Raw genomic sequence first — 19733 nt, 5'->3', positions numbered from 1 at the left:
GACGATGGGTTTATTGCGTCAGCCACACCTGGAAGCGCTTGTTGATCTGGTCCGCGTTGTCGGCCCAGAAGCCTGCGTTGATCTGCAGCGCGCGCTTGAAGTTCTGCGGTGAGGTCGGCAGATCGGCGAGGCGCTGCTTGTCGACGAGCGCGATCGCGTCCTTGCGCGGCGGCGCATAGGCGATGTACTTCGACAAATCCGCATACGCCTTCGGCTGGGATGCGGAGACGATGAATTTCGCAGCGGCGTCGGCATGCTTCGCGCCTGTCGGAACGCCCCACCAGTCGAAGTCGTAGACCTGTGCGTCCCAGACGGCCTTGAACGGCTTGTTGTCCTTCTTCGCGGCGTCGTCGATACGGCCGTTGTAGGCCTGCGTCATCACGACCGCGCCGTCCGCGAGCAACTGCGGCGCCTGCGCACCCGACTCCCACCACACGATGCTCTTCTTGATCGTGTCGAGTTTCTTGAACGCGCGATCCACGCCGGCGGGCGTGCCGAGCACTTTATAGACGTCCTTCGGATCGACGCCGTCAGCGATCAGCGCCCATTCCATCGTTACCTTCGGCGATTTGCGCAGGCCGCGCTTGCCGGGGAATTTCTGCAGATCGAAGAAGTCGTTGACGGTGGTCGGCGCGGTCTTCAGCTTGCTGGCATCGTACGCATAGACCGTGGACCAGACCATGCTCGCGACCGCGCAATCGCTGATCGAGCCGGGAATGAAGTCGCTCGTCTTGCCGAGCGATTTCTTGTCGAACTTCTGCAGGAGGCCTTCGTCGCAGGCGGTGATCGCGTCGTTCGTTTCGAGGTCGATCAGGTCCCACGTGGTGTTCTTCGCCTGCTCCATGGCGGAGAGCTTGGCGAGACCGCCGTCGTACGATTCGGTCGAAAAGCCGATGCCGGTGGCCTGCGTGAACGGTTCGAAATAGGCCTTTTTCGCGGCCGCTTCATAAGCGCCGCCGAAGGTCACGACGGAGAGCGTCTCCGCGGCCTGGACGGTCACGGTGGCGAATGCGAGTGCGGCGAGTGCGGCGCTTTGTGCTTTGTGAAGAGTGCGCATTTCAGTTGGCTCCTGCGGCTGCTGTAGTGATGATGGAAGGTGACGGCGGTGTGGATACGTGGAGCGTGGGCGCGCTGCGTGGCGCGGCCGCCGCGAGAATCTTGCAGTCGTCGTGGCGCCAGGCGATGTCGATCTCGTTGCCGGGCGAAGGCAGCGCGTGGCGCTGCGTGTTGGGCACTTTCACGACGAGGGAATCGCGCGAACCGAGCTTCAGGTGGACGCGATGGTGATCGCCGCAATACACCAGTTCCTCGACGCGCGCACGCACCACGTTGCTCTGTTCGTCGACGTGCAGGCCTTCCGCGCTCGGGATATGCGCGCGCTCGGGGCGCAACGCGAGCATCGCTTCGTCGCCCGCGCGCAGGCCGGGTTCGCAACGGCCGCGAATCACGCTGCCGTCGGACAGCGCGAGCGTCGCCCAGTCGTCGCCCACATTGACGACACGTCCGCTCAACCCGTTGTTCTCGCCCACGAAGTTGGCGACGAACGCGTTCTGCGCGTTCTCGTAGAGTTCGCTCGGCGTGGCGGCTTGCTGGATGCGGCCGTCGGAGAACACGGCGACGCGATCGGACATGGTCAGCGCTTCGGCCTGATCGTGCGTCACATAGACGATCGTGAGCGACAGCTCGCGATGCAGGCGCATGATTTCGTATTGCATGGTTTCGCGCAGGCGTTTGTCGAGCGCGCCGAGTGGTTCGTCCATCAGCACGACGCTCGGCTCGAACACGAGCGCGCGCGCGAGCGCCACGCGCTGCTGCTGTCCGCCCGAGAGTTGCACGGGGCGCCGGTTCGCCAGATGCGGCAGCTCGATCATTTCGAGTGCGCGCTTCACGCGCGTTTTCTGTTCAGCGCGGCTCACGTGCCGCACGGAGAGCGGAAACGCGACGTTCTCCGCAATCGTCAGATGCGGAAAGAGCGCGTAGTTCTGAAACACCATGCCGATGTCGCGTTGATGCGGCGGCTTGTCGTCGAGCCTGCGGCCATCCAGGCGGATCTCGCCGTGCGTGGGCGATTCGAATCCCGCGAGCATCATGAGCGTGGTCGTCTTGCCCGAGCCGGACGGGCCGAGCAGCGACAGGAATTCTCCCTTGCGCACGTCGAGGTTCAAATCGTCGACGACATTTTGCGTGCCGTCATACGTTTTGCTCACGCCCGAGAACGAAATGAAGGAAGGGTTTGACATCGTGATTGCGTCCTGTCGGTGAAGCGGGTTCAGTGCGCGCCGAGCGTCGCCGTGGCGACTTTGCTCGCAAGATAGCGCGCGAAATCGTAGTTCGGGCGTTCGAGATGACTCAGATGGCCGGGTTTCGCGAGCGGCGCATGCACGCCGCGAAAGACGGCTTCCACGCCGCGTTTGTCTTCGGCGTTCACTTCGTCGAGCAGTTTCTTCAACGTCGTCATGTGCGCGTTGGCCGCGGGATCGGCGATGAATTCGGGCGCAAGACCGCCGCCAAAGCGGATATGCACGCGCCCCACGCCTTGAGGCTGCAGCACGAGATACCAGAAGTAACCCGGCGTGAGCGTGACGAGATGCGTCGGGTAGATGGCGAGCAATGCCGTGGTCTTGCGCCAGTGTCCCGTGAGACGTGTGTTATCCGGATGCGCATTGCCGATAGGCAAGCTCGCTTCCTTCGTGATCCAGTGATAGTTGAAGGCGGGATAGCCCGGCGGGCATTCCATTTCGTCGAGCCGCGAATGCGGGCCTACCGTCGCGCGATGCAGCATCGGCAGGTGATAGCTCTCCATGAAATTTTCCGCGAGGATCTTCCAGTTCGTGTCCCACACGTGCTCTTCATAGAAGGTTTCAATGTAGTCGGACATGCCGTATGCGCCAACCAGTTCGCCCAGTTTGGCGAGCTGCAGGTGGACGGGCGGCGCGTTCTGGTCGAGTGTCACGTAGAGCCAGCCTTGCCATTCTTCGCAACGCACGGCGGGCAGCCTGTAGGCTTCCTTGCAGAAGCCCGCTTGCCGGTCCATGAGCGGTGCGCCTTGCAGCGCGCCGTCGAGCGAATAGTTCCATGCGTGATACGGGCAGACGATACGACGCACATTGCCGCGCCCTTCGAGCAGCACCGACATGCGATGCAGGCACACGTTCGACATCGCCTTGAGCTGCATCTGTTCGTCGCGCAAGATCACGATCGGTTGTGCGCCGATACGCGTGGTCAGGTAATCGCCGGGCGCTTTGAGCGCACTGGCGCGGCCCACGCATTGCCATTCGCGCTGGAAGATCGTGCGCTCTTCCAGCGCGAGGAATTCAGGCGACGTATAGACACCGGGCGGCATTGCATGCGCATCGCCGAATGACCGCTCGCAACCCGTCTGCAGTTCGTCGACCAGCGCTTGCACTGCAATCGTCTCTGACGGGTGGGCCATGGTGTCCTCCTGGGTTCATCACGGTAAGAGCGCACGCGCACGAGGCTTTGTGGCGTGGCGCTCAACATGGACACAAATCTATCAAGCCAAATTGCAAGCCAAAATATTGTTTTTAGATACAAAGCAAAGTTTTTACCTATACAGCGGCGGCCCGTTCGACGCGTGTAAGCGTGTAAGCGCGCTTTGCCGATCAATCGTCGAGATGCAGTCGCCGAATGTACGTCTCGCAGAACGACGCGAAGCGATGCACGACCTGGCGCGGTTTCATCGTACGTGACTGCGCAATGCCGAGCATCGTGGCGTTGACGTTGTCTTTGAAACGTTTAATGACGAACTCTTCACCGTCCACGGTGCGATTCGATTTGAGCGGAAAGTTCAGCAGGCTATAGCCGAGACCGTTGGCCACCATGCCGCGCACGACCTCCGGCTGTGACGAGCGGTACGCGGGCACAGGGCGGTTGCCCACCGCATCGAAGAGCGCGGCGAAATACTCGCGGCTGTGTGGCAGATCGAGCATCACATATGGCTCGGGCAGGAGGTCCGCGAGCGATACCTTGCGGGCGCGCGCGAGGCGATGCGTGCGCGGCAGAATCGCATATGGCGGCAGCGACAGCAGCGGCGTGAAGGCGATGTCCTCGGTCAGGTCGAGGCTATAGGTGAGGGCGATGTCGAGCGAACCGTCGTGCAGGCCACGCAGGAGGCCGTCCTGATGCGCTTCGACAGTGCGGAACGAAATGCCCGAGTGCTCGGCCGTGAAGCGGCTGATGAGCCTCGGCATGAGCGGCGGCGCGAGCGAAACGAGGCAGCCGAGCGCGATGGCGCCCGTCATGCCGCCGTCCATTTCCTTCGCGGCCATCTGCAATTCTTCCGCAATCTTCAGCAGATTGCGCGCTTGCCCAAGCAGATCGCGTCCCGCTTGCGTGAGCGAGAGGCCGCTTGCGTGATGCCGTATGAACAGTTGCACACCGAACGACACTTCGAGGTCCGCGAGCGCCGTCGAGATGGACGGCTGCGAAATGTGCAGACGCTTCGCGGCGGCGGTGAAGGACAGCGCCTCCGCCGTGACCACGAAATAACGCAACTGGCGCAACGAGTAGCGCAGGGGGTGGCTCTCCATCGGCAACGCTCCATGTCCAGGGCCTTCAATGGATGGGATTGTGCGGCGGCCAAAAAGACATGCATAGGAAAATCCGATGCTATGCATTTTTTAAATATATTTTTCAGATTCGGGAGGGGCGCGTAGATTTTCACCGACACGAACGGCCCAAGGCGGTACGCGCCATCGGAAAACACGACTGGGGTCCGCCACGGTTGCGAGCGCTTGAAGGCCGCGAGGCCGCAGCCGAATCGAAACATTCCGCCATTCAGAAGGACACAGCCATGACAGTGGAAACAACGTCAATCGATACGCTCGTGGTCGGTGCCGGCCAGGCCGGCATCGCCATGAGCGAACACCTGAGCAGGCTCGGCGTGCCACACCTCGTCCTGGAGCGCGATCGAATCGCCGAGCGCTGGCGCACGGGACGTTGGGATTCGCTGGTCGCCAACGGCCCCGCATGGCACGATCGGTTTCCCAATCTCGAGTTTGCGGAGGTCGACCCTGACGGATTCGCGCCGAAAGAGCAGGTCGCGGACTATTTCGTCGCCTATGCAAAGAAGTTCGATGCACCGATCCGCACCGGCGTGGAAGTCAGGAAGGTCGTGCGCAATGCGGGACGGCAGGGCTTCACGATCGAAACATCGGAGGGCACGATCGAGGCCAATCGCGTGGTGGTCGCCACCGGCCCTTTTCAACGCCCGGTGATTCCGCCGATCGCGCCGCAGGATTCGAGTCTCACGCAGATTCATTCCGCCGACTACCGCAATCCCGCACAATTGCCCGAAGGCGGCGTGTTGGTGGTGGGCGCGGGATCGTCAGGCGTGCAGATCGCCGACGAGTTGCAACGCGCGGGCAAGCGCGTCTATCTGTCGGTTGGCGCGCATGATCGCCCGCCGCGCGCCTATCGCGGCCGCGATTTCTGCTGGTGGCTGGGCGTGCTCGGCGAATGGGACGCGGAAGTCATGAAGCCCGGCAGGGAACACGTCACCATTGCGGTGAGCGGCGCGCGCGGCGGCCATACGGTGGACTTCCGGCGTCTCGCGCAGCAGGGCATCACGCTCGTCGGATTGACGAAATCGTTCGAGCATGGCGTGGCGACTTTCGAAACGGATCTGGCGGAGAACATCGCGCGCGGCGACGAGAACTATCTGTCGCTGCTGGACGCGGCCGACGCTTATGCGGCCCGCAATGGCCTCGATCTTCCGGAGGAGCCCGAAGCCCGCATCATTCCCGCGGATCCGGATTGCGTGACGCATCCGTTGCACGATCTCGATCTGGCTAAAGCCGGCGTGACGTCGATTGTCTGGGCAACCGGCTATGCGCTCGATTTCAACTGGCTGAACGTCGACGCTTTCGATGAAAAGGGCAAGCCGAAACATCAGCGCGGCGTGTCGAAGGAACCCGGCGTCTACTTCCTCGGTCTGCCGTGGTTGTCGCGTCGTGGCTCCGCGTTTATCTGGGGCGTGTGGCACGACGCGAAGCACATCGCGGATCACATCATCACGCAGCGCAAATATCTTGCGTATTACGACGGTGCGCAGCCAGATGCACAGCACGGCCGCGACGAAAGCGGTGACAATACTTCCGGCCATTCGCCCGTTCATAAAGTCAGCGCGATGGGCTGAACTGATGTGCATGCGTCTTTAATCCGCGATCCATTTCTTCCTAGCATTGAGGTGCATTGATGAGCCAACCTACGCACACCCGTATCCGCATGTTCAACACGAAGGATACGTATCCGAACCAGACACTCGACAACGATCTTTGTCAGGCCGTGCGCGCCGGCAATACCGTGTATGTGCGCGGTCAGGTGGGCACGGATTTCGACGGCCGTCTGGTCGGCCTCGGCGATCCGCGCGCTCAGGCCGAGCAGGCCATGAAGAACGTCAAGCAATTGCTCGCGGAGGCGGGCAGCGATTTGTCGCACGTCGTCAAGACGACGACGTTCCTGACAGACATCCGTTATCGCGAGCCGGTCTATCAGGAAGTCGGCAAGTGGCTGAAGGGCGTGTTTCCGATTTCCACGGGCCTGGTGGTGGTCGCACTGGGTCAGCCGCAGTGGTTGATGGAAATCGATGTCGTCGCCGTCATTCCGGATGGATGGACGCCGCTGGCGGCTTAAGGAGCGGGACATGACATTCTCTATCGTCGGGCGGTGTGCTGAGTCCGGGCAGCTTGGCATCGCGATCAGTTCGTCCAGCATCGCGGTGGGCGCGCGATGCCCGTGGGTGCGCGCAGGCGTGGGCGCGGTGGCGACGCAGAACGTCACACTGCCTGCGCTCGGCCCGCAGGTTCTCGATCTTCTGGAGAACGGACAGTTGGATCCGGCCGCGGCACTGGAGCAAGCGCTCGGCGGGAGCGAGTGGAGTGAGTACAGGCAGGTGACGGTGATCGATAGCCAGGGCCGCACGGCTTTCTTCAGCGGCAAGGAAGCGCTGGGCACCTATCACGCTGTTGCCGGCGCGCAATGCGTCGCGGCGGGCAACATGCTCGCCGGTGTCGAAGTGATCGAGGCGATGGTTCCTGCCTTCGAGCACGCAGCCGGCACGCTGGCCGAGCGCCTGCTCGCGGCCATGCATGCCGCGATGGCTGCCGGCGGCGAAGCAGGCCCCGTGCATTCCGCGGCGCTCAAGATCGTGGGCGAGCCGAGCTGGCCGATCGTCGACTTGCGCGTCGATTGGGCGAATGAAGATCCCATCGATCAGCTCGACGGTCTATGGCAGGCTTATCGGCCGCAGATGCAGGACTACATCACACGCGCGTTGAATCCGACCGCCGCGCCCAGCTACGGAGTGCCAGGCAATGAATGACCGATCGAGCCGTGCGCTGCTCGAACGGCTGATCAGTTTCGCCACGGTCAGCCGCGACTCGAATCTGGAGATGATCGAGTTCATTCGGACTTACCTCGAGGAACTGGGTGTCGAGTGCGAGCTGTTCTACAACGCCGAGCGCACCAAGGCGAATCTGTTCGCGACCATCGGTCCGTGTGAGGGAGGCGGCGTCGTGCTGTCCGGGCACACCGACGTGGTGCCTGTTGACGGCCAGCCATGGACCGTCGATGCATTTCGTCTCACTGAACGCGAAGGGCGGCTGTATGGCCGCGGCACGGCCGACATGAAAGGCTTTATCGCTTCGGTGCTGGCGGCGGTGCCCATGTTCATCGAACGGGAACTGAAGCTGCCGGTGCACCTCGCGTTCTCGTACGACGAGGAAGTAGGATGCCTCGGCGTGCGTTCCATGCTGGCGGACCTGGAGCAGCGGCCGCACAAGCCGGCTCTGTGTCTGATCGGCGAGCCTACCGAGCTCAAGCCGGTGCTGGGTCACAAGGGCAAACTGGCAATGCGCTGTCACGTGAAAGGCGCGCCTTGTCATTCGGCTTACGCGCCTTATGGCGTCAACGCGATTCAATACGCGGCGCGGATGATCGGTCATCTGGAAGAGATCGGCGAGCAACTGGCGCAACCCGAGCATCACGACGAACGCTTCGATCCGCCGTTCTCGACCGTGCAGACGGGTGTGATCAAAGGCGGCCGTGCGCTCAACATCGTGCCGGCCGAATGCGAATTCGACTTCGAAGTGCGCGCGCTGCCGGGCTTTAATGCGCACACGGTGGCCGACCAGTTGCAAACTTACGCCGAAGCCGAGTTGCTGCCGAAGATGCGCGCCGTGAAGTCCGACACCGGCATCCGCCTTCAGCCGCTTTCCGCCTATCCGGGATTGGCGACATCGCCCGATAGCGAAGCGGCGCGGCTTCTCGCGCTGCTCAGCGGCTCGACTGAATTCGGCACGGTCGCATTCGGCACCGAGGGTGGGCTCTTCGAGCAGGCCGGCATTCCCACGGTGGTCTGCGGCCCGGGCAGTATGGACCAGGGGCATAAGCCCGACGAGTTTGTCACCGTCGAGCAATTGCGCGATTGCGATGCGATGTTGATTCGCCTCGCGGACTACCTCTCGAGCGCATCCTTTCAATAATATTTCACTTGCCGATTTCGAACATTCGCTCAATGATTTTTTAGCTTTTATTTTTGAAACATGTTAAAAAGCATTCCGTTATCGTATGTTGACATCAAGGCTTCACGCAAAGCGGCAAGACTGGCGTCGACGAATGACAAGCAGTAGCGATTGAAGTAATGCTTTTCAATTAAATATAAGAAATATCACGAGGCATCGAACGCTCGATTGAAGCGGCCTGAGGTCAGGCGCGCTGCGGGGAGCAGGCAGGCATCATGTCCGGTGATGCGTGTGTTCGGTGCAGCAGCGGTCGTCGCGGATCGGATTTGCCGGCGTAAAGGTGTAATGGCAAGTCGCATGGGCCTGATCCACGGTAGTACGGCCGCAAGGCGTTCGCTCGCGCGGACGCGGTGTCAGTACGCATTTGCCTTGCGCAAGTGCCTGCGAATACGCCATGCCCATCGAAAAACTCCTTGTTCCGCTACCGGCGGGCCTGAAAGTCTACGTTGAACGTCACGTATTCGATCCGGCCTTCGAGAGTGTCATTCTGATCAACGGCGCGTTAGCCACCACGGCGTCGTTTGGACAGACAATCAAATACCTCGGCGAACGCTATAACCCAATCTGTTTCGATTTGCCCTATGCGGGGCAATCGAAAGCGCATAACGAATGCGGCTTCATTCTTACCAAAGACGATGAAGGCGACATTCTGTTGTATCTCATCGGCTTATTCGAGCCGGGCTTCCTGTTATCGGTGTCCTGGGGCGGCGTGGCGTCGCTGCTTGCGCTCTCGCGAGCGCGCACGAGCGTGCGCCGCGCGGTGATCGCGTCGTTCTCGCCGCTGCTCAACGAGGCCATGACCGCGTACGTGACCGCGGCGCGCGACTACATCGCCGCGGGCGAAAACCTGAAGGCCGCGCAACTGCTCAACGACACCGTGGGCTGTCATTTGCCGCGGATCATGAAGCTCTACAACTACCGCTACCTGTCGACGCTGCCGCGTGACGAGCAGCACCAGGTGGCGTTTCATGTCGACCAGATTCTGGCGATTCGCCCGGAGCAGTATCTGCACGAATTCAGCAACATAGACTGCGGACTGAAGTTCATCAACGGCGAGCTCGATGCGTACACCACGCCCGACGACGTCCGCTCGCTCGGCCATCATCTGAAGCGTGCGGAGTTTGCGACCATCGATCAGGCCGGGCATTTCCTCGATCTGGAAGGGCGCGCCGCGCTGCGTCAGGTGCGCACGGCGATTATGGATTACTTCGGCGCCGCGCCGGTTCAGCAACCCGTGCGCGCGCTCGACTGCTTCGACGCGCCGAGCGGCCGCGCATCGCTCCCGCTCGTGCCCGAACCCGCCATCGCGAACGTCGCAACTCCCGCGTTGCAGGCCGCTGCCGATCACTCGTTCTAACAGGTCGAACCATCGTGAATATCGCTCAGAGCATCGCCATCGTCGTACCGTGGACAGTGTGGCTGCTGTACTGGATCGCCACGTCGAACCAGGTCAAGGAGACCGCGCGAAAAGAGGCGTCCGTGTCGCGCACCTTGCAGTCGATTCCGTTGATCGCTGGCGGCGCACTAATCGTGTTGCCGGACTTCAATGCCGCGGCGTGGTCGTTCGACTCGCATTCGATCGGTGCGCTGCAATGCGCCGGCCTTGCCGTGCTGCTTGCCGGCCTCGCGTTTTCAGTATGGGCGCGCCTGCATCTCGGCACCAACTGGAGCGTGTCGGTCACGCTGAAAGAAGATCATGAACTGGTCCGCAGCGGCCCGTACGGGCTCGTGCGGCACCCGATCTACACCGGTTGCCTGCTGGCGCTCGCGGGCGGCGTGCTGATCGGCATGCAATGGCGCGGCGCGCTCGGCTTGCTACTGATTTTCGCTTCGCTTGCGTACAAGGTGCGGGTGGAGGAGAGCTGGCTGACCGGCCACTTCGGCCGCGCCTATTCGCAGTATCGCCGCGACGTCGCTGCGTTGATCCCGGGTCTCTTCTGAGCCGCCGGGCATGACAAGAGTCATCATCACCGCAATCGGCTCCGCGGGCGACGTGCATCCGCTGCTCGGCATCGGCGCGGCACTCGCGGCGCGCGGACACGAGATCGTGTTCTGCACGCATCCGCCGTTCGCGGAAGCGGCGACGCGCCGCGGCTTCATGTTCGTGCCGATCGGCACGGCGGCCGACTACGCCGACGCGATGGCGAATCCGGCGCTATGGAATCCGCGCACGTCGTTTCGCACCTTATGGGCGGTCATTGCGCCGACCCTGCGAGCGCATTTCGACACACTGGCATCACTGACCACTCCCGACACGGTGCTGGTGGGCACGTTATGGGCTTTTTCCGCCCGGCTGATGCAGGAGCTATACCGGGTGCCGTTCGTGTCCGTGCAGGTGTCGCCGTCCACCTTGCTTTCCGCGCACGCTCCGCCGACCCATCCGCGGCTCACCATTCCACGACGTTTGCCGCTCGCGGTAAAGGCTGCGCTGATGCGTTCGATCGAACGGTACGCGCTCGACAAGGTGTGCGGTCCGGCGCTGAACGCGTTGCGCGCGGAGCTGGGTCTCGAACCGGCCACGCGCATCTTCGGCCAATGGTTGCATTCGACCGATCGCGTGCTCTGTCTTTTTACCGACTGGTTCGCGCAGCCGCAGCCCGACTGGCCGGCTCCGTATCGCATGAGCGGTTTTCCGCTGTTCAACGACACCGTTGCGTGCACACCCGATCCGCAACTCGACGCGTTTCTCGCCGCGGGCGAACGGCCCGTGGTGTTCACGGCGGGCTCGACGTTGATCGATCAGGCGCGTTATGCGCGAGCGGTGCGCGACACGCTCCGCGAGAGCGGGTTGCGCGGCATTCTTTTGCGGCCCGACGCGCCTGTCGAGGATCGCGTCGCTGCGAATGAGGCGAGTTCGTTCTCCACGTGGATCGAGCGCCGCTACGTACCGCTGCAGACGCTGTTGCCGCGTTGTCGCGCGCTGGTGCATCACGGCGGCATTGGCACGGCGGCGCTGGCGTATGCCGCCGGTATCCCTCAAGTCGTGACGCCATTCGCACACGATCAGTTCGACAACGCGCAGCGCGTCGTCGCGAGTGGGTGCGGGGTTCGGGTGGATGGACCGATCGAGGCGCGGACGTTGACCCGCGCGCTCAGGCAGGTGCTCGGGAGTCCGTCGATTGCGACGCAGTGCGGGCGCGTGCACGACCGGCTCGCCGCGTCGCCGGATGGATGCGAAGCGGCGGCGCGCGAGATCGAGGGTTTCATGCAGACGGGCTTGCGCGCGGCCGCCGGCACTCGCGTGTTGTCGCCCGCGTTGGCGTTGAGCGGGCAGGGCGTATGAGCGCCGCAGCGCGAATGCCGGAGGGCGCAGGGTCAAGCGATGACGCGCGAGGCGGCTCGGGCCGTGACGCGCGCGCCGGCGTGGACAGCGGGCACAACGAGCACAACGAGCACAACAACCGAACCATGCGCGGCGCCCGCCTCGCGTTGCTCACCTTTGCGCTTTCGCTCGCGACTTTCATCGAGGTGCTCGACTCGACGGTGACCAACGTGGCGGTCCCCGCCATTTCGGGTGGCCTCGGCGTGTCCAATAGCCAGGGCACGTGGGTGATCAGTTCCTACTCCGTCGCGGCCGCGATCGCCGTGCCGCTGACAGGCTGGTTATCCAGACGGGTCGGCGAAACCCGGCTCTTTCTCGCGGCGGTGATTCTTTTCACTCTGACGTCGCTGCTCTGCGGCGTGGCCAGCGACTTTCATCTGCTGGTCGTGTGCCGCGCATTGCAGGGCCTTTTTTCCGGGCCGATGGTGCCGCTCTCGCAAACCATCCTGCTGCGTACGTTCCCACCCGACAAGCGCGTGGTGGCTCTTGCGCTGTGGGCGATGACCGTGCTGCTCGCGCCGATCCTCGGGCCCGTGGTCGGCGGCTGGATTATCGACAGTTTCTCGTGGCCGTGGATCTTCCTGATCAATCTGCCGATCGGCATCTTTTCGTTCGCGGTGTGCATGACACTGCTGCGTCCCGATACCCGCGACGCGCACGGTGCGAAAGCCGCGCCGGTCGATCTGCCGGGCATCGTGCTGCTGATCGTCGGCGTCGGGTCGTTGCAGGCCGTGCTCGATCTCGGCCATGACCGGGGCTGGTTCGATTCGCCGCTGATCCTGACGCTCGCGATCGTCGCCGCGCTTGCGATCGTGTCGCTGCTGATCTGGGAAGCGGGCGAGAAGGATCCGGTGATCGATCTCAGCCTGTTTCGCGACCGCACGTTCTCGTTTTGCGTGCTGATCATTTCACTCGGGATGATGAGTTTCTCGGTAGTCGGCGTGATCTTCCCGTTGTGGCTCCAGGCCGTGATGGGCTACACCGCGTTTCAGGCCGGGCTCGCCACTGCTCCGCTCGGCATACTAGCGCTGGTGTTCTCGATTCTCGTCGGCATTTTCTCGGCGCGTTTCGACGCGCGCGTGCTCGCCACGTTTGGCTTTCTGATCTTTGCGGGCGTGCTGTGGTGGGATGCGCACTTCACGCTGACGATGACCTTTACGCAGATCATCACGCCTGGCCTGATTCAGGGCATCGGCCTGCCGTGCTTTTTTATTCCGTTGACCGCCGCGACGCTCTCACGCGTGTCCGACGACAAACTCGCCGCCGCTTCCAGTCTGTCGAACTTTCTACGCACGCTGTCGGCCGCCTTCGGTACGGCGATGAGCGTGACGCTGTGGGACAACCGCGCGCTGTATCACTACGACGTGGTTGCGCAGTCGGTGGCGAAGTCGTCCGGCAACACGCAGCGCTTCGTTCAGATCCTGCACGGCATGGGTATCGACGGCGCGCGCGAACTGAGCACGTTGCACCACATGGTGCAGCAACAGGCGTACATGATGGCGACCGGCGACATGTTCTACATGGCGAGCATCACCTGCCTCGTGCTCGCCGCGATGATGTGGCTGACGCGTCCCAAACGCGGCGCCGCGATGACCTTAGGTCACTAGGAGCAAAGTCATGACGATCCTGGGCGCGTTGATTATCCTGTTTCATCCGGGCGAGGCGCAGTTGATGCGAGCCGTGGCGATGCGCGACGAGTGCGACCGCCTGCTGGTGGTCGACAATTCTCCGCAGCCGGACAGTCGCGCGGCCCTGGTGCTGGGCGAAGCAGGGATCGAGCTGCTGCGTCACGGCAATCGCCACGGCATTGCCGGTGCATTCAACTGCGGCCTGCGTGTGCTGTTCGAGCGGGGCGCGGATGCGGTCGCGCTGTTCGACCAGGATTCCGAAGCGCCGTCCGGCTATTTCGACGTGATGCGCGACCGGTGTGCGTCGGTGAACGGTACTGCGTTCATGGCCGGCCCGCGCATCTTCGATGAAAACGACCAACGCTTTCTGCCGGAACTGTCGACCAGCGGTCTGGGTGTCGAAAGATTGTCGTTGCGCATGGATGCCGGCTTGCAGCGCTGCGCGTTCCTGATCTCGTCGGGTTGCGTGATTTCGCGCGAAGCGTTCGCGCGGCTCGGCCGCTTCGACGAATCGCTGTTCATCGATCACGTGGACACCGAGTATTGCCTGCGTGCGCTGCTGCGCAATGTGCCTGTCTATGTCGTGCCGTCGCTGGTGCTGTCGCATCGGATCGGCACGCGCCACCGCCATCAATTAGGCCCCTTCGAAGTGACGACGATGAATCACCCTGCATTTCGCCGCTACTACAGTGCGCGTAACGCAATGCAGCTGGCGCTGCAATATGGACTGCGTCTGCCGGTCGCGGTCGTACCGAACCTGTTGACGCTATGGCAGATCGTGCAGATCGTGCTGCTGGAGAAACACAAGCTCGACAAACTGAATGCGATTGCGCTGGGTCTCATAGATGGATTGTTCGCCCGGATGGGGCCGCTTGGAGAAACCCGTCCTCGGCTCGCGGCCAGAGCGGCGAGGGCGGCCGCCGTGAATACGCCAGCGGCGACTGAAGGTGCGATGCGTCGCACGCACCACTCATGAAGCAGTCGATGCGACGCCTGATGCGCCACCTCATTCGCCACCTCATCCGCCACCGCATGCGCCATTCGTGCGCCTTGCTGCTGATTGCATCGGCACTGAGCGGCTGCGTCAGCGATGCGGGTCTGCATGCGAACGTTCAGCCTCGCAAACCTTCCGCCGATGCGCTCGCGCAAACCGCCGGTCCGGGCACCCACGGCGCGTGGCCCGCGCCGGACTGGGTCGGGCGGTATCGCGATTCGCAACTGGATGAACTGGTCGCCGAAGCCCTGCAGAATAATCCCGACCTGCAGGTCGCGAAGGCACGCGTGAGCGCCGCGCAGGCGCAGCTCGAACAGTTCGCGTCGCTGACGGGCCTCACGGGCACGGCGGTGGCGACCGTGAGCAAAACCCGCTTGCCTCAGCCGGCGGATGTGGCCAACGTTTCAGTCGGCGGCCAGCAGATTCCGGTGCAGGTGTTCAACGACCCGACGGTGTCGCCCGCCGCGCTGATCGCGGGCTTGAGCTATCAGCTCGATCTGTGGGGCAGGAATGCGGCGCTCTCACGCGGTCTGCTCTCGTCGCGCGACGCGGCACGGATCGATGCCGAGCAGGTGCGGCTCACGCTGACAGTCGCGCTGGTCACGCTCTACTGCGAACTCGACCGCGCGTTTGCGATGCAGGACATTCTGCGGCAGAAGCGGCAGGCGGCGGAGCGGGTCGATGCGGTGTTGCGCGAACGTAGCGCGCGCGGCCTCGATAATGCCTACGACGCCGCGGATGCAACGCTCAAGCAAAGCCGGCTCGCCGCGCAGCAGGCGCTCAACGACGAGCGCATCACGCTGACCGAGTTGCAGATCGGCGTCATGACGGGGCGCGGGCCGGAGCGCGGTTTGTCGCTTCATCGGCCGCAACTGGCCGCGGCGGCCGACGCGCCGATGCCGGCGCAACTGCCGGTCGATCTGCTGGGACGTCGCCCCGATATCGTGGCGGCGCGGTTACGCGCCGAAGCGGCACTCGCGAGCGTCGATGTCACGCGTGCGCAGTTCTATCCCGACGTGAATCTCGTGGCGTTTGCCGGCTTGACTGCGCTGACGCCTGCCGCGCTGTTCTCGCGCGCGGCGATGACCGGCTCGATCGGCCCGGCCATCTCGTTGCCGGTGTTCGACCGGACCCGCCTGCGCGCGCAACTCGGCGGCGACTATGCGAATGTCGACGCGACGGTGAGCCTCTACAACAAGACCGTCGACGAAGCGCTCGGCGAGGTCGCGCGTCAGCTCACTTCATTGCGCACGGTGGACACGCTCACGAACGAGCAGACTCGCGCGGTAGATGCGGCCGCTCGCATCGTCGCGATTGCCGAGGAGCGGCACCGGCGCGGTATCGGCATGCAGAAGGACGTGACGCTCGCCGATCTCTCGCTGCTCGACGAACGCGCGCAGCAGGTCGATCTGCAGGGCCGCCGCCGGCTGTTGCAGGTTGCGCTGGTCGGCGCGCTCGGCGGCGGCTTCGACGAACGCAAGGTGGCCGGCGCACCGCTCTCGCATTATCAGACTACTTTTCCCTCTCACGCGCGCATTACGGATACGCACTTCGATTGAATGCACAACGATAAACAGGCACATGATGCCGCCGGCTGGACCGAGGAACAGGTCAACGCGGCAAACGTAGCGCACGGCGCGCGCGATCGCATCCGGGCGATGCGCCGGCGTCGCTTCGCCATTTTCTTCGGCATGGTGGCGCTCGCCGGCGCGGCATGGGCGACGTGGTGGGGGTTGAGCGCGCGCTTCTTTGAGGAGACCGACGACGCCTACGTCGCCGGCAATATCGTCCAGATCGCCGCGCAGATACCGGGTACTGTCACCGATATTCTGGTAGACAACACGCGCCAGGTGCGCGCGGGCCAGCCGCTCGTCAGGCTCGACGACGCCGAAGCGGCCGCGGCGTTCGCCCAGGCGCGCGCGCAACTGACGCTGGCCGTGCGGCAGGTGGCGAACGCAACGATCTCGCGCAAGCTGTACGTGCAATCCATCGACGCGCGCCGTGCCGAACTGGCGTTGGCGCAGCGTGCGCTGGCGGCGCGCGACCACGCGTCAGTCGAAGTCGTGTCGCCGGAAGAACTGGCGCGCGCCCGCGAGGCGGTGGCCGTGGCGCAGGCGAATCTGGCTTCGGCGCAGGTTCAGCTGGACGCCGCGCGCGCGCTCGGCGGCAAATTCCCGGTCGAGGCGAGCCCACCCGTTCTGCAAGCTGCGGCGCAATTGCGCCTTGCCTATCGCAATCTGCAACGCACGACTATCGTGTCGCCCGTCGACGGCACGGTCGGCCAGCGCTCGGTACAGATCGGTCAGCAAGTCGGGCCGGGTCTCGCGTTGATGTCGATCATTCCGCTCGAACGGCTGTGGGTCGAGGCCAACTTCAAGGAAGGGCAGATCCGCAGCATGCGCGTGGGGCAGGCGGTGCGCATCGTGTCGGATGTATACGGCTCGCAGGTGGTGTATCACGGCCGCGTCGAAGGCTTTTCGGCGGGCACGGGCAGCGCGTTTTCGATGCTGCCGTCGCAGAACGCCGCGGGCAACTGGATCAAGGTCGTGCAGCGCGTGCCGATCGTGATCTCGCTCGACCCGGCTGATCTCGCCGCGCATCCGCTACGGCTCGGCTTGTCGATGCAGGTGTCGGTGGATACGCATGTGCGCAGCGGACATCTGATCGGCAACGATACGCCGGCGCCGACGCAAAGTACGCGCGTGCATGACAACGTGTCGCGCGATGCGGACGCGTTGATCGAGAAGATCATTCGGGAGAATAGCGACCGCGGCGGTGACAGTTAGCGATCCGCGGCGTCACGGTTTTCCGCACCACGAACGAACTGCGCAACGGCGAGCGTCCATGCCGCGACAGCTCGCCGGCCGGCGTCGCGATCACTCCGTTTCATTGTCGTCGGTGTCCGCATTGGCGGTCGCTGCTTCCTGATTCATGGCGGCGGCCGCGAGTGTCGTGGCAAGCTCCGGGTGTGTTTCCTTCCGCTCGCTGTAGCGATCGGTCAGATAGTCCGACCTGTCACGCACCAGCAGCGTGAACTTGTACAGTTCCTCCATCACGTCGACCACGCGGTCGTAGTACGCCGAGGGCTTCATCCGGCCGCTTGCGTCGAATTCCTGCCAGGCCTTCGCCACCGACGACTGATTTGGAATGGTCACCATACGCATCCACCGGCCGAGAATGCGCAACGCGTTCACGGCGTTGAACGACTGCGAGCCGCCGCACACCTGCATCACCGCGAGCGTACGGCCTTGTGTTGGGCGAACGCCGCCGCTTTCGAGCGGCAGCCAGTCGATCTGGTTCTTGAATACGGCCGTCAGGGTGCCATGACGTTCCGGGCTGCACCAGACCTGCCCTTCCGACCACTCCGAGAGTTCGCGCAGTTCGACCACCTTCGGATGGTCGGCCGGCACGCTGTCCACCAGCGGCAAACCGTGTGGATCAAAAACCCGGGTTTCCGCGCCGAAATGGCGCAGGATGCGTTCGGCTTCGAATGTGAGAAGCCGGCTGTATGAGGTCGCGCGCAACGAACCGTACAGCAGCAGGATTCGTGGAGCATGTTGTGAAACCGTGCCCGGTTCGAGCTTGCGCAGATCCGGCGTGTCGAGGTGCGGCGCGCTGACGTTGGGGAGATCCTGCGTCATTAAAGGAGTCTCCGTCCTTCGCTATCGACAACCTGCTCGCCGTCTTCTTTCGCGAATGAGCCCTGCTGCGCGGCGGGCAGGATATCGAGCACCGCCTCGGACGGCCGGCACAGGCGCACACCAAGCGGTGTAATCACAAACGGACGGTTGATCAGGATCGGATGTTCCAGCATGGCGTCGAGCAACTGCTCATCGCTCAGGGATGCATCGCCCAGACCCAGTTCCGCGTAGGGCGTGCCCTTTTCGCGCAGCGCAGCGCGTACGGTCAAGCCGGCGCGAGCAATGAGCTGCTTCAGTGTCTCCCGTTCAGGCGGTGTTTTCAGATACTCGATTATTTCCGGCTCGATCCCGGCATTGCGGATCATGGCTAGCGTGTTGCGCGACGTGCCGCAGTCGGGATTGTGATAGATCGTGACGTTCATAGCGGTTCCCCTTTGCTGATGTGTTTCGCTTCGTACCAGTGCTGAGAACGGTTGACAATGCCGACGACGAACAGCATCACCGGCACCTCGATCAGCACACCGACCACCGTGGCGAGCGCCGCGCCGGAATGAAACCCGAACAGGCTGATTGCCGTGGCGACGGCCAGTTCGAAGAAATTGCTGGCGCCGATCAGACTGGACGGCCCCGCAACACAATGCGCGACGCCGAGCCGGCGGTTCAACAGGTACGCAAGGCCGGAGTTGAAGAACACCTGAATGAGGATCGGCACCGCGAGCATGGCGATAACGAGCGGCTCCCGGATGATCGCTTGCCCCTGAAACGCAAACAGCAGCACGAGTGTCGCGAGCAAGGCGCTGATCGAATAGGGGCCCATGCGTGCGACCGCCTGGCGGAAATGCGCGTCGCCCGCGGCCAGCAGATGCCGGCGCAGAAACTGGGCGAGCACCACGGGGATCACGATGTAGAGTCCGACCGACATGAGCAGCGTATCCCACGGCACCGTGATCGCGGACAGGCCGAGCAACAGCGCAACAAGCGGCGCAAAAGCTACGATCATGATGGAGTCGTTCAGGGCGACTTGCGAAAGCGTGAAATACGGATCGCCCTTGCAGAGTTGCGACCAGACGAACACCATCGCGGTGCAGGGCGCGGCGGCCAGCAGAATCAGGCCTGCGATATAGCTGTCGAGTTGATCGGCGGGAAGCCACGGCGCAAACACATGGCGGATAAAAATCCAGCCGAGCAGCGCCATTGAGAATGGTTTGACGAACCAGTTCACGAACAGCGTGACACCAATGCCGCGCCACTGGCTCTTGACCTGAGACATCGCCGCAAAGTCGATCTTGACCAGCATCGGGATGATCATCACCCAGATGAGTGCACCGACCGGCAGATTGACCTGCGCCACTTCCATGCGGGCGATTGCCTGGAAGAGCAGGGGAAGCAGTTGGCCAAGGAGGATGCCACCAACGATGCAGAGCGCGACCCAGACCGTCAGGTAACGCTCGAAAAAACCGATAGCCGGTCGTTCGCCGCCGGCCGCTGTATTAGTGCTGCTCATTAAATTCCTCTACACGGCTTGCGCCAACGTCAGGGATTGCTGTCTGAATCGCGTTGTGATCGAACAGGGCAAGGTAAAGCCAGCTGTTGTCACTCAGATTC

18 protein-coding genes are annotated in these 19733 nt (G+C 63.2%); 11 read left to right on the top strand and 7 right to left on the bottom strand.

The genetic code is table 11. From position 1 onward, the window contains the following. Positions 1–10: 10 nt before the first annotated feature. The 4 genes from P0D68_RS29800 to P0D68_RS29785 all read right to left on the bottom strand — a co-directional run bounded on the left by P0D68_RS29800 (position 11) and on the right by P0D68_RS29785 (position 4550). On the bottom strand, positions 11–1057 hold the full coding sequence (locus tag P0D68_RS29800; protein ID WP_091792814.1) for an ABC transporter substrate-binding protein: 1047 nt from the start codon (positions 1055–1057) through the stop codon (positions 11–13). Position 1058: 1 nt separating this feature from the next. Beyond that, entirely contained in the window at positions 1059–2240 is a 1182-nt protein-coding gene (locus P0D68_RS29795; RefSeq protein WP_408300644.1) for an ABC transporter ATP-binding protein, read from the bottom strand. Positions 2241–2269: 29 nt separating this feature from the next. Then, the gene (locus P0D68_RS29790) at positions 2270–3433 is read right to left on the bottom strand and encodes an SRPBCC family protein (protein WP_408184576.1); all 1164 of its coding nucleotides are present in this window, start codon (positions 3431–3433) and stop codon (positions 2270–2272) included. A 190-nt stretch (positions 3434–3623) separates the two neighbouring features. Next, positions 3624–4550, bottom strand: a complete 927-nt coding sequence (locus P0D68_RS29785) for a LysR family transcriptional regulator (protein WP_091792817.1) — start codon at positions 4548–4550, stop codon at positions 3624–3626. A gap of 263 nt (positions 4551–4813) precedes the next feature. Between P0D68_RS29785 and P0D68_RS29780 the strand changes: the two genes are divergently transcribed. From P0D68_RS29780 to P0D68_RS29730, 11 genes are all read left to right on the top strand, one after another. Beyond that, positions 4814–6157: a flavin-containing monooxygenase gene (locus P0D68_RS29780; protein WP_408300646.1), complete on the top strand. Its 1344-nt coding sequence runs from the start codon at positions 4814–4816 to the stop codon at positions 6155–6157. Positions 6158–6216: 59 nt separating this feature from the next. Next, entirely contained in the window at positions 6217–6654 is a 438-nt protein-coding gene (locus P0D68_RS29775; RefSeq protein ID WP_408300648.1) for a RidA family protein, read from the top strand. Between the two features lie 10 nt (positions 6655–6664). Further along, entirely contained in the window at positions 6665–7342 is a 678-nt protein-coding gene (locus tag P0D68_RS29770) for a DUF1028 domain-containing protein (RefSeq protein WP_408300650.1), read from the top strand. Beyond that, entirely contained in the window at positions 7335–8504 is a 1170-nt protein-coding gene (gene argE / locus P0D68_RS29765; RefSeq protein ID WP_408300652.1) for an acetylornithine deacetylase, read from the top strand. The genes P0D68_RS29770 and argE overlap by 8 nt, the downstream gene beginning before the upstream one ends. Positions 8505–8937: 433 nt before the next feature. Beyond that, the gene (locus P0D68_RS29760) at positions 8938–9900 is read left to right on the top strand and encodes an alpha/beta fold hydrolase (RefSeq protein ID WP_408300654.1); all 963 of its coding nucleotides are present in this window, start codon (positions 8938–8940) and stop codon (positions 9898–9900) included. Positions 9901–9914: 14 nt separating this feature from the next. Beyond that, a complete protein-coding gene (locus P0D68_RS29755) occupies positions 9915–10484 on the top strand; it encodes a methyltransferase family protein (protein WP_408184570.1) in 570 nt (189 codons plus the stop codon). A 10-nt stretch (positions 10485–10494) separates the two neighbouring features. After that, entirely contained in the window at positions 10495–11826 is a 1332-nt protein-coding gene (locus P0D68_RS29750) for a glycosyltransferase (RefSeq protein ID WP_408300656.1), read from the top strand. A gap of 125 nt (positions 11827–11951) precedes the next feature. Then, positions 11952–13472 (top strand): DHA2 family efflux MFS transporter permease subunit, encoded by a 1521-nt coding sequence (locus P0D68_RS29745; protein ID WP_408300690.1) that lies wholly within the window; start codon positions 11952–11954, stop codon positions 13470–13472. A gap of 10 nt (positions 13473–13482) precedes the next feature. Further along, the gene (locus P0D68_RS29740) at positions 13483–14469 is read left to right on the top strand and encodes a glycosyltransferase family 2 protein (protein WP_408300658.1); all 987 of its coding nucleotides are present in this window, start codon (positions 13483–13485) and stop codon (positions 14467–14469) included. Between the two features lie 56 nt (positions 14470–14525). Next, positions 14526–16046, top strand: coding sequence for an efflux transporter outer membrane subunit (locus P0D68_RS29735; protein WP_408300692.1), 1521 nt, complete (start codon positions 14526–14528; stop codon positions 16044–16046). A gap of 99 nt (positions 16047–16145) precedes the next feature. Then, positions 16146–17273, top strand: a complete 1128-nt coding sequence (locus P0D68_RS29730) for an HlyD family secretion protein (RefSeq protein ID WP_408300694.1) — start codon at positions 16146–16148, stop codon at positions 17271–17273. A gap of 90 nt (positions 17274–17363) precedes the next feature. On the opposite strand, the gene arsH is transcribed toward P0D68_RS29730, so the two are convergent. The 3 genes from arsH to arsB are packed head-to-tail and all read right to left on the bottom strand — an operon-like array spanning position 17364 to position 19632. Next, positions 17364–18128 (bottom strand): arsenical resistance protein ArsH, encoded by a 765-nt coding sequence (gene arsH, locus P0D68_RS29725; RefSeq protein ID WP_408300660.1) that lies wholly within the window; start codon positions 18126–18128, stop codon positions 17364–17366. Next, a complete protein-coding gene (gene arsC / locus P0D68_RS29720) occupies positions 18128–18550 on the bottom strand; it encodes an arsenate reductase (glutaredoxin) (protein WP_091792828.1) in 423 nt (140 codons plus the stop codon). Before arsC ends, arsH begins: the two co-directional genes overlap by 1 nt. Further along, positions 18547–19632, bottom strand: a complete 1086-nt coding sequence (gene arsB / locus P0D68_RS29715; protein WP_408300662.1) for an ACR3 family arsenite efflux transporter — start codon at positions 19630–19632, stop codon at positions 18547–18549. Before arsB ends, arsC begins: the two co-directional genes overlap by 4 nt. Positions 19633–19733 lie beyond the last annotated feature (101 nt).

Origin of the sequence: Paraburkholderia sp. RL17-380-BIE-A, assembly GCF_046028085.1 — a bacterium.
GTDB lineage: Bacteria > Pseudomonadota > Gammaproteobacteria > Burkholderiales > Burkholderiaceae > Paraburkholderia.
Note: the sequence above shows the minus strand (reverse complement) of the source record. Positions and strands in the feature narration are given on the sequence as shown.